Origin of the sequence: Acinetobacter stercoris (genome assembly GCF_900323515.1) — a bacterium.
Taxonomy (GTDB): Bacteria; Pseudomonadota; Gammaproteobacteria; order Pseudomonadales; family Moraxellaceae; genus Acinetobacter; species Acinetobacter stercoris.
Window position 1 is genome coordinate 1 of sequence record NZ_OOGT01000191.1, and the last position, 7,779, is coordinate 7,779.

General features: G+C 36.8%; 8 protein-coding genes and 1 tRNA gene. 8 read left to right on the forward strand and 1 reads right to left on the reverse strand.

The window, feature by feature from the left end:
* Window positions 1-10 precede the first annotated feature (10 nt).
* Window positions 11-565, forward strand: coding sequence for a lipocalin family protein (locus KPC_RS15885; RefSeq protein ID WP_121975333.1), 555 nt, complete (start codon window positions 11-13; stop codon window positions 563-565).
* 136 nt (window positions 566-701) lie between these two features.
* On the opposite strand, the gene KPC_RS15890 is transcribed toward KPC_RS15885, so the two are convergent.
* Window positions 702-777: transfer RNA gene (locus tag KPC_RS15890), tRNA-Arg, on the reverse strand.
* 188 nt (window positions 778-965) lie between these two features.
* On the opposite strand from KPC_RS15890, the gene KPC_RS15895 reads away from it, so the two are divergent.
* The 7 genes from KPC_RS15895 (at window position 966) to KPC_RS15925 (ending at window position 7,516) form a co-directional block, all read left to right on the forward strand.
* A complete protein-coding gene (locus tag KPC_RS15895) occupies window positions 966-1,901 on the forward strand; it encodes an ABC transporter ATP-binding protein (protein ID WP_121975334.1) in 936 nt (311 codons plus the stop codon).
* The gene (locus KPC_RS15900; RefSeq protein WP_121975335.1) at window positions 1,898-2,671 is read left to right on the forward strand and encodes an ABC transporter permease; all 774 of its coding nucleotides are present in this window, start codon (window positions 1,898-1,900) and stop codon (window positions 2,669-2,671) included. The genes KPC_RS15895 and KPC_RS15900 overlap by 4 nt, the downstream gene beginning before the upstream one ends.
* The gene (queF, locus tag KPC_RS15905) at window positions 2,671-3,486 is read left to right on the forward strand and encodes an NADPH-dependent 7-cyano-7-deazaguanine reductase QueF (protein ID WP_121975336.1); all 816 of its coding nucleotides are present in this window, start codon (window positions 2,671-2,673) and stop codon (window positions 3,484-3,486) included. The genes KPC_RS15900 and queF overlap by 1 nt, the downstream gene beginning before the upstream one ends.
* Window positions 3,487-3,510: 24 nt before the next feature.
* A complete protein-coding gene (locus tag KPC_RS15910) occupies window positions 3,511-4,161 on the forward strand; it encodes a hypothetical protein (RefSeq protein ID WP_121975337.1) in 651 nt (216 codons plus the stop codon).
* 283 nt (window positions 4,162-4,444) lie between these two features.
* Entirely contained in the window at window positions 4,445-5,587 is a 1,143-nt protein-coding gene (rodA, locus tag KPC_RS15915) for a rod shape-determining protein RodA (RefSeq protein WP_121975338.1), read from the forward strand.
* 18 nt (window positions 5,588-5,605) lie between these two features.
* Window positions 5,606-6,607 carry a lytic murein transglycosylase B gene (gene mltB, locus KPC_RS15920; protein WP_121975339.1) on the forward strand — a complete coding sequence of 334 codons (1,002 nt, stop codon included), beginning with the start codon at window positions 5,606-5,608 and terminating at the stop codon, window positions 6,605-6,607.
* Between the two features lie 297 nt (window positions 6,608-6,904).
* Complete coding sequence (locus tag KPC_RS15925; protein ID WP_121975340.1) at window positions 6,905-7,516, forward strand: septal ring lytic transglycosylase RlpA family protein; 612 nt, start codon at window positions 6,905-6,907, stop codon at window positions 7,514-7,516.
* The last annotated feature ends 263 nt before the right edge of the window (window positions 7,517-7,779 follow it).

Sequence of the window (7,779 nt, forward strand, 5' to 3'; positions counted from 1 at the left end):
GAGTTAATCAATGAGAAGTAATTTAAAAAGAATTGCACTATTCGGCGGAGTTATACTACTAAGTATTGCTACACTTACTTATGCAGACTCGAATTCTGTCAAAACAGTACAACATGTCGACTTAAATAAATACTTGGGTACATGGTATGAAATTGCCCGAAAACCATTATATTTTCAAAAAAAATGTGATTATAACGTTACTGCGACATATTCATTAAATGACAATGGTAACGTTAAGGTCGATAATCGATGTTTTGATAAAAGTGGAAATCTTCAACAATCTATAGGTGAAGCTTTTGTTAAAAATGCACCATCGAACTCTAAGCTCAAAGTCAGTTTTCTGCCAAGTGTAATACGTTGGTTACCCGTAGGACGTGGTGATTACTGGATTTTAAAGCTGGATGACAATTATGAAACAGCTTTAGTAGGCAGTCCAAATAAAAAGTATTTATGGCTATTAAGCAGAACACAAACACCGGACAAAGAATTAGTAGAAGAATATCTAAATTATGCCAAAGAGCTTGGATACAATTTGAACGATCTGATCTACACTAAACAAAAATGATATATGAAACCCTCCTTTCTCGTCCGGAGGGTGCTTCATTTTAAATGGTCTTAGCAAACTTGAAATAACCATTTGAATTGTTTCGTATATTATGAAACCAGAAACATTATTTTTTAAAGCGACATATTAAAAACAATGGTACGCCCAGCGGGACTCGAACCCACTCCACAGGCTTCGGAAACCTGTACTCTATCCAGTTAAGCTATGGGCGCTTTATTTTATGGATGGCACATCATAACAAAAAATTTCATAAGGTAAAGCACATATAAAAGCCAGAATGATTTTACTGCTTATACTTTAAGCAATGTCCTGGTTCTAGAACGCATAATTTCATGTTCATACTTGGTTTATTTCCCAAGATCACTCACAATATGTCCAAGACCAACCAAGTGAGAATTTCATGACTGATGCATTGACGCTAAGAGACTTGTCCAAGACTTATCGAAATGGATTTCAGGCACTCAAAGGAATCAATCTCTCAGTTCCAGAAGGCGAATTTTACGCTCTTTTAGGTCCTAATGGTGCAGGGAAATCAACAACGATCGGGATTATTAGTTCTCTTACACGAAAAACATCAGGTACCGTTGAAATCTTCGGACATAATCTGGATACCCATCCTTCCCATGCCAAACAATGCTTAGGTGTTGTACCACAAGAGTTTAACTTTGGTCATTTTGAAAAAACTTTTGATATTTTGGTCACTCAGGCAGGTTATTACGGCATTCCGCGAAAGCTGGCTGAGCAACGTGCTGAACAATATCTGGAAAAACTTGGATTATGGGATAAACGAAACGTTCAAGCTCGCATGCTGTCTGGCGGTATGAAGCGTCGGCTAATGATAGCCCGTGCCATGATGCATGAACCTAAGCTCCTGATTCTAGATGAACCTACGGCTGGTGTTGATATTGAACTCCGTCGTTCTATGTGGGACTTTCTAACCGAAATGAATGAGAAAGGCACATCTATTATTCTCACTACACATTATTTAGAAGAAGCTGAAATGTTATGCCGCCGTATTGCTATTATTGACCGCGGTGTGATTAAAGAAGATACATCAATGAAAACCTTCCTGGGACAACTGAATGAAGAGTCATTCATTTTTGATCTGGCTGAGCCTGTAGAACCTATTGATATCAATATTATTGGCGTAAAATTTAATCTTATTGATCCTATGACCTTAGAAGTCACAATGGATAAAGAACACACATTAAATGATCTTTTCCAATTGCTAGAATCACAAAATATTCAAGTACGTAGCATGCGTAATAAAAGTAACCGTTTAGAAGAGCTCTTTGTCAAAATGGTTGAAAAAAATCTTGAAGGAGCAGCGCAATGAATTTTACACAACTTAGAGTTGCGCTTTTCACCTTGGTTCATAAAGAAATCCGTCGCTTCATGCGAATCTGGCCCCAAACGTTACTACCGCCTGCCATTACCATGAGTTTATATTTTGTTATCTTTGGCAATCTCGTCGGTTCTCGCATTGGGCAGATGGGTGGTTTTACTTATATGCAGTTTATTGTTCCTGGCTTGATCATGATGGCAATTATTACCAATAGCTATGCCAATGTATCTTCAAGCTTCTTTAGTGCCAAATTTCAAAAAAGCATTGAAGAACTGATTATGAGTCCTATCCCTTTACATCTAGTGTTATGGGGATATGTCATCGGGGGCGTATGTCGCGGTGTTTTAGTTGGCATCATTGTCACTGCGATGAGTATGTTTTTTACAGAATTAGCTATCCATAATTTTTTTATAACTATATATACAGTGATTATTACATCATTATTATTTTCTCTGGGTGGTTTTATTAATGCCGTCTATGCAAAATCTTTTGATGATATTTCAATTATCCCGACATTTGTTCTCACACCCCTGACTTATTTAGGAGGTGTATTCTACGCCATTAGTGCCCTTAGCCCTTTCTGGCAAAACTTATCTTTAATCAACCCGATTGTGTATATGGTCAATGCATTTCGTTACGGTATCCTCGGTCATAGCGATGTCAATGTATCTCTTTCTTTAATCATCGTGACACTTTGCTGTGGTGTACTTTATGCTATTGCATACTATTTACTCTCTCGTGGTTCAGGAATGCGTGAATAATGGCTGTTGAACATTCTTTATTAGGCAAAGACACAAATTACCCAACAGAATATCAACCAGATATTCTATTTCCTATTTCACGTAGTGAAGCACGTGAAAAGTATGCACATGTTGATGGCATCTATAACGGTAAAGACTGGTGGCATATTTTTGAAATATCCTGGTTAAATGCTTATGGTGTACCACAGGTAGCAATTGGCCGAATGACCTTGCCAGCCTCCTCTCCCAAACTTATCGAATCAAAATCACTGAAGCTGTATTTTAATAGCCTTAATTTTACCAAATTCGAAAATACACAAAAATTTATTCAAACTGTAGAACAAGATTTATCAAAAGCAGCACAGGCAAATGTTAATTTAAGCCTATATCAAGTTGATAATCTTGCGATAAACCAACCTCAAGGGATGTGTATTGATGATTTAGAACCTACCCGTTTGGAAAATCATCCTAATGCAAATCTACTCGAATTGGATAAAAATAATGATGAAGATGTTGACGTCCAGCTATATTCACATCTACTCAGAAGCAATTGTCCTGTAACAGGACAACCCGACTGGGGAACAGTATTCATTCGTTATCAAGGTAAAAAGCCTTGTTATCGCAGCATATTGGCTTATATTATTTCTTATCGTCAACATAATGGTTTTCATGAACAATGCGTCGAGCAGATGTTTGCTGATATTTGGCAAAACCTGAAACCAGAAAAACTGATGGTATATGCAACCTATACACGACGTGGTGGTCTAGATATTAATCCCTGTCGTGTGTCGGATGAATCATGGATGCCTGAGCCTATTCGCTTAGCCCGGCAATAAACAAGGAAAATAGAGGTCTATACAATGCCTTTTTTTGGTTTTGTGCCATCTGATGCGTTATTAAAAAACATTCAGACTGGTATTGAGAAAAAAAATTCTAATGAACCACTTTACCCACTGCGTGATCAGACAGCGTTATTGATCAATGATGAAATTATTGATGCAATTCTGACTGAGCTCGTTCACCGCTTTCCTGCTAGCGATAAGCGTGATACAGCAGAAAAACTTGCGGGTTATATCAAATCAACTGTCGCCGTTTTACTCAAACAGCTTTTGAGTAAAGCAACAAATGATGTGGTAAGAAATTCAATTGAATTTTCAGCAAAAAGCTTATTTCAGGATCCAACTGGACAATATCGAGTAGGAACACCGCTTGATGCAACTCTTGTTATTAATCTAAAAAATAGTTTCGCTGAAATCAAAGCAGGAAATAAAGTTGATTCATCTGTTCTCAGTGAACAGTACAAACAGTTTGCTGATGCAACGATTCGTCATTTCATGATTGATTTCAATAAAACACTTGATCTCGGTATGATTAAACGTAAAGCAGCTGATCTTGGTGCAGCTGCCGTAACCAAAGCAGTTCATATAGCGATTGATAAACTCATACCTCATTTTACCAAAGATGAACTTCTCGCTGCCGCTGAATATCATGACACTCTATTCTTTCATTAATTCATGAAGATTTAATGAAGAACAAAATGCCCTATCTTGGGCATTTTTCTTTTTTGCAAATACCTCTTTTTTGCCTTTCTATACTTATATAAAGTTAACGTTATTTTTCATACTATTCATTCAATTTTTCCTTAAAAAATATTCTGCATGTCTTGATAATATTCAAACATATAATTGTTCAAATAATATTCCATCTTTTTATTTCGAAATATGGATATTGATTGTCTTCACGCCTGATTGTGATAGCATTCGCAAAGCATTTCCAAAAGCACTCAAGAACATCATGGCACCAAGTTCACAATATAAATTTTTACGTCAGGCTCCTCGTGATGGTTTAAGCACAGCAATGCAACCCTCAAGATGGCAAAGATTACATATTGACCCATGGTTGACCCTGTTTTTAATCTTGAATGCCATGTTAGGACTGACAGTTTTATATAGTGCCTCCGCTCAAGATGTTGGTTTAGTCACCAAACAAGCCATGAGTTTTGGTATCGGCTTTGTTGTTATGTTTACACTTGCACAGATCCCACCAAAAGTCTATCAGGCCTTTTCCCCTTATTTCTATGCCTTTGGTGTTTTATGCTTACTGGCTGTCATGGCAGTAGGTGAAATACGTATGGGAGCTAAAAGATGGATTGGTATTCCTGGCTTTGGTAGTGTTCAACCTAGTGAATTTATGAAAATCGGTATGCCGATGATGATTGCATGGTTCTTATCACGAAATCCCCTCCCACCAAGTTTTAAAAATATTATTATTTCTTTAATTTTAATTTTTGTTCCATTTATTTTGATTGCCGAACAACCCGATTTAGGAACATCTTTACTTATTTTAGCCAGTGGGATCTTTGTATTATTTCTGAGTGGCTTATCTTGGAAAATGATTGTTGCAGCAATTGCTGCAGCGGGCATTATTATTCCAATCGCCTGGGAGTTTTTACTTCATGACTACCAACGCCAACGTGTTCTAACCTTACTTGATCCGGAAGCAGATGCGCTAGGTACAGGTTGGAACATTATCCAGTCCAAAACTGCGATCGGCTCTGGAGGTTTTTCCGGGAAAGGCTTTTTAGAGGGTACACAATCACATTTACATTTCTTACCTGAAGGTCATACAGATTTTATTATTGCGGCATTTTCTGAAGAGTTTGGCCTGATTGGTGTTACATTACTGATTTGCATCTATTTTGCTATTATTTTCAGAACTTTCCAGATAGGACTACAGAGTTTTCATAACTATGGCCGTCTCGTGGCAGGTGCACTTGCTTTGTCGTTTTTTGTATATGTATTTGTAAACGCAGGCATGGTCAGTGGTATTTTACCTGTAGTAGGTGTGCCTCTACCTTTTATGAGTTATGGTGGTACCGCAATTATTACACTTATGGCCACTTTTGGTTTGGTGATGTCTATCCATACACATCGTTAGAAAGGAAATTTATAATTTATGTTTAAAATTTCAGTTTTATATAAACTTAGAAATATTAGTTTTGCAATAGCAGCCCTTTCTGTGACCAGTTTTAGTCAAGCTAACGACTTTAGCAATGATCCAAACTATAACAACTTTAAAATGAAAACCATGCAAACTTATGGCTTAAGCAGTGAACAAATTGACTTAGCCATGAACGATGCAAAAAATCTGCCCAATATTATCAGCATTATGAATCGCCCTGGGGAAAGTAAACCGTGGTATGAATATAAAACCCATTTCATGTCACAAGGTACGATCAATCGTGGTATTCAATTTAAAAATCAATATGCAGACATCCTAAACCGTGCTGAACAGCAATATGGTGTATCCCAAATCGCAATTTTAGGTATCTTGGGGGTAGAAACTGGTTATGGCGCTAACAAAGGTAACTTTATTACGCGCAATGCACTTGCAACCCTGGCATTTGGTTATCCACGACGTGCTGATTATTTCCAAAATGAACTGGGTGCATTAATCGCGTGGACATATAAAGAAGGCTATCCAACAAATAGTATCGTTGGTTCCTATGCAGGTGCTATTGGCTATCCACAATTCATGCCAAGTAATATCGAAAAATTTGGTGTTGATTATGATGGAAATGGGCATATCGATTTAAGAAATTCTGCAGCAGATGCAATTGGCTCGATAGCAAACTATTTATCTAAATATGGCTGGCAAAAAAACCAACCTGTCATGTTCCCTGCCCGTTACACTGGAAACAATCCAGACAGTGTAATTGCAAAGGATTTAACCCAGCCAACACCTTACGGTGTAATTAAGGAAATGGGCATTACTCCACTAAATCCTCTAGTCAAAATTGATGATCTTGACCTTGTTAATGTGATCCAATTACAAGAAAATTATGGTCCAGTTTATTATATAACTTTCCCGAATTTTCAAGTGATCACTACATACAATAAAAGCCGTATGTATGCTACTGCTGTATGGCAGTTAGGTAGTGAGATTGCTAGCCAATAAGGCTGCAATCTCTCACTAAAAACAAATGTCAACAATTATTTTTGCCAAAAAGCTCACAAAACACACATTTTACATTTATTGTTACAATATTGAATATTTTTTAACCACAAAACCAGCTAATTCAATCCTTTTTGTAATTTTTTTTCACTAAATACTAGACACCCGTAACACTGCATGAATATTATCCCACTCGTTAAATGTAGTTGCAAAAGTGAATTTAAAGACCTTTGTAGATACATCAGAGCTTAATTTTTAATAAGTTAAGTGAGATTTGAAGAGGTCAATAGGAGTTAAACGATGCATTCTTCACTTAAATATATTATTGCCCTGAGTATGGGTTTGAGTGTAGTTCAAGCCAAAGCCGAATTAGTTCAGTCTTCTTATCTGAACAATGATGTAGATAATTCTAATCTTGCTGCACGTGTGCTTAGTAAAGATTCATCAAATTTCAATTCACACTTTTCTAATTTGAATAGTTTGACAATCACAGAACGTTCTGGCGATAAAATCCGTCGTCAAACAATTGCTGCAAAAATAGCTGTTCCAGAAGATGAACCTTCTGTGATTGACAAATTAAATGCTGTTGCTTCAAACACAGTACGCAAATTTAGTCAGACTGGTATTGCATCTTGGTATGGTCGTCAGTTTCACGGTAGAAAAACTGCCAGCGGTGAAACATTTGATATGAATGAACTCACAGCAGCTCACCGTAACCTGCCTCTGAATTGCTATATTCGTGTAACCAATAAAGACAATGGGAAAAGCGTAGTAGTCAAGGTAAATGACCGTGGACCTTTCCATGGTAACCGTGTACTTGATTTATCATACGGTGCTGCAAAACGTTTAGGTATTACCAATGCAGGCACTGCTCGCGTAAATATTGAACGTGTAGATGGTCCTAACTCCTAAAACACAATAAAACTGCATTTAACATAAGCCACACCAGTGGCTTTTTTATTTGCAGGTTATCAAATTAAAAAAATAAATTTTTAAAAAGCATCCTATTCACAATAAGATAAATATAAATCCCAACTTATTCTTTTAAGCCCACATATTAAACCCGCCAGTCAGTTTCATTTTTGACCAGACTTTACTTCTCGTATATATTTTTAGGAAACAAAATGATTAATCAATGATTGGCATAAGGAATGCTAAAATGAAGACAATTACCG

What these genes read in the sequence shown, in the direction of transcription:
- KPC_RS15885 (WP_121975333.1), top strand. Translation starts at nt 11, where the DNA reads ATGAGAAGTAATTTAAAAAGAATTGCACTATTCGGCGGAGTTATACTA.
- KPC_RS15925 (WP_121975340.1), top strand. Translation starts at nt 6,905, where the DNA reads ATGCATTCTTCACTTAAATATATTATTGCCCTGAGTATGGGTTTGAGT.
- KPC_RS15910 (WP_121975337.1), top strand. Translation starts at nt 3,511, where the DNA reads ATGCCTTTTTTTGGTTTTGTGCCATCTGATGCGTTATTAAAAAACATT.
- rodA (WP_121975338.1), top strand. Translation starts at nt 4,445, where the DNA reads ATGGCACCAAGTTCACAATATAAATTTTTACGTCAGGCTCCTCGTGAT.
- mltB (WP_121975339.1), top strand. Translation starts at nt 5,606, where the DNA reads ATGTTTAAAATTTCAGTTTTATATAAACTTAGAAATATTAGTTTTGCA.
- KPC_RS15895 (WP_121975334.1), top strand. Translation starts at nt 966, where the DNA reads ATGACTGATGCATTGACGCTAAGAGACTTGTCCAAGACTTATCGAAAT.
- queF (WP_121975336.1), top strand. Translation starts at nt 2,671, where the DNA reads ATGGCTGTTGAACATTCTTTATTAGGCAAAGACACAAATTACCCAACA.
- KPC_RS15900 (WP_121975335.1), top strand. Translation starts at nt 1,898, where the DNA reads ATGAATTTTACACAACTTAGAGTTGCGCTTTTCACCTTGGTTCATAAA.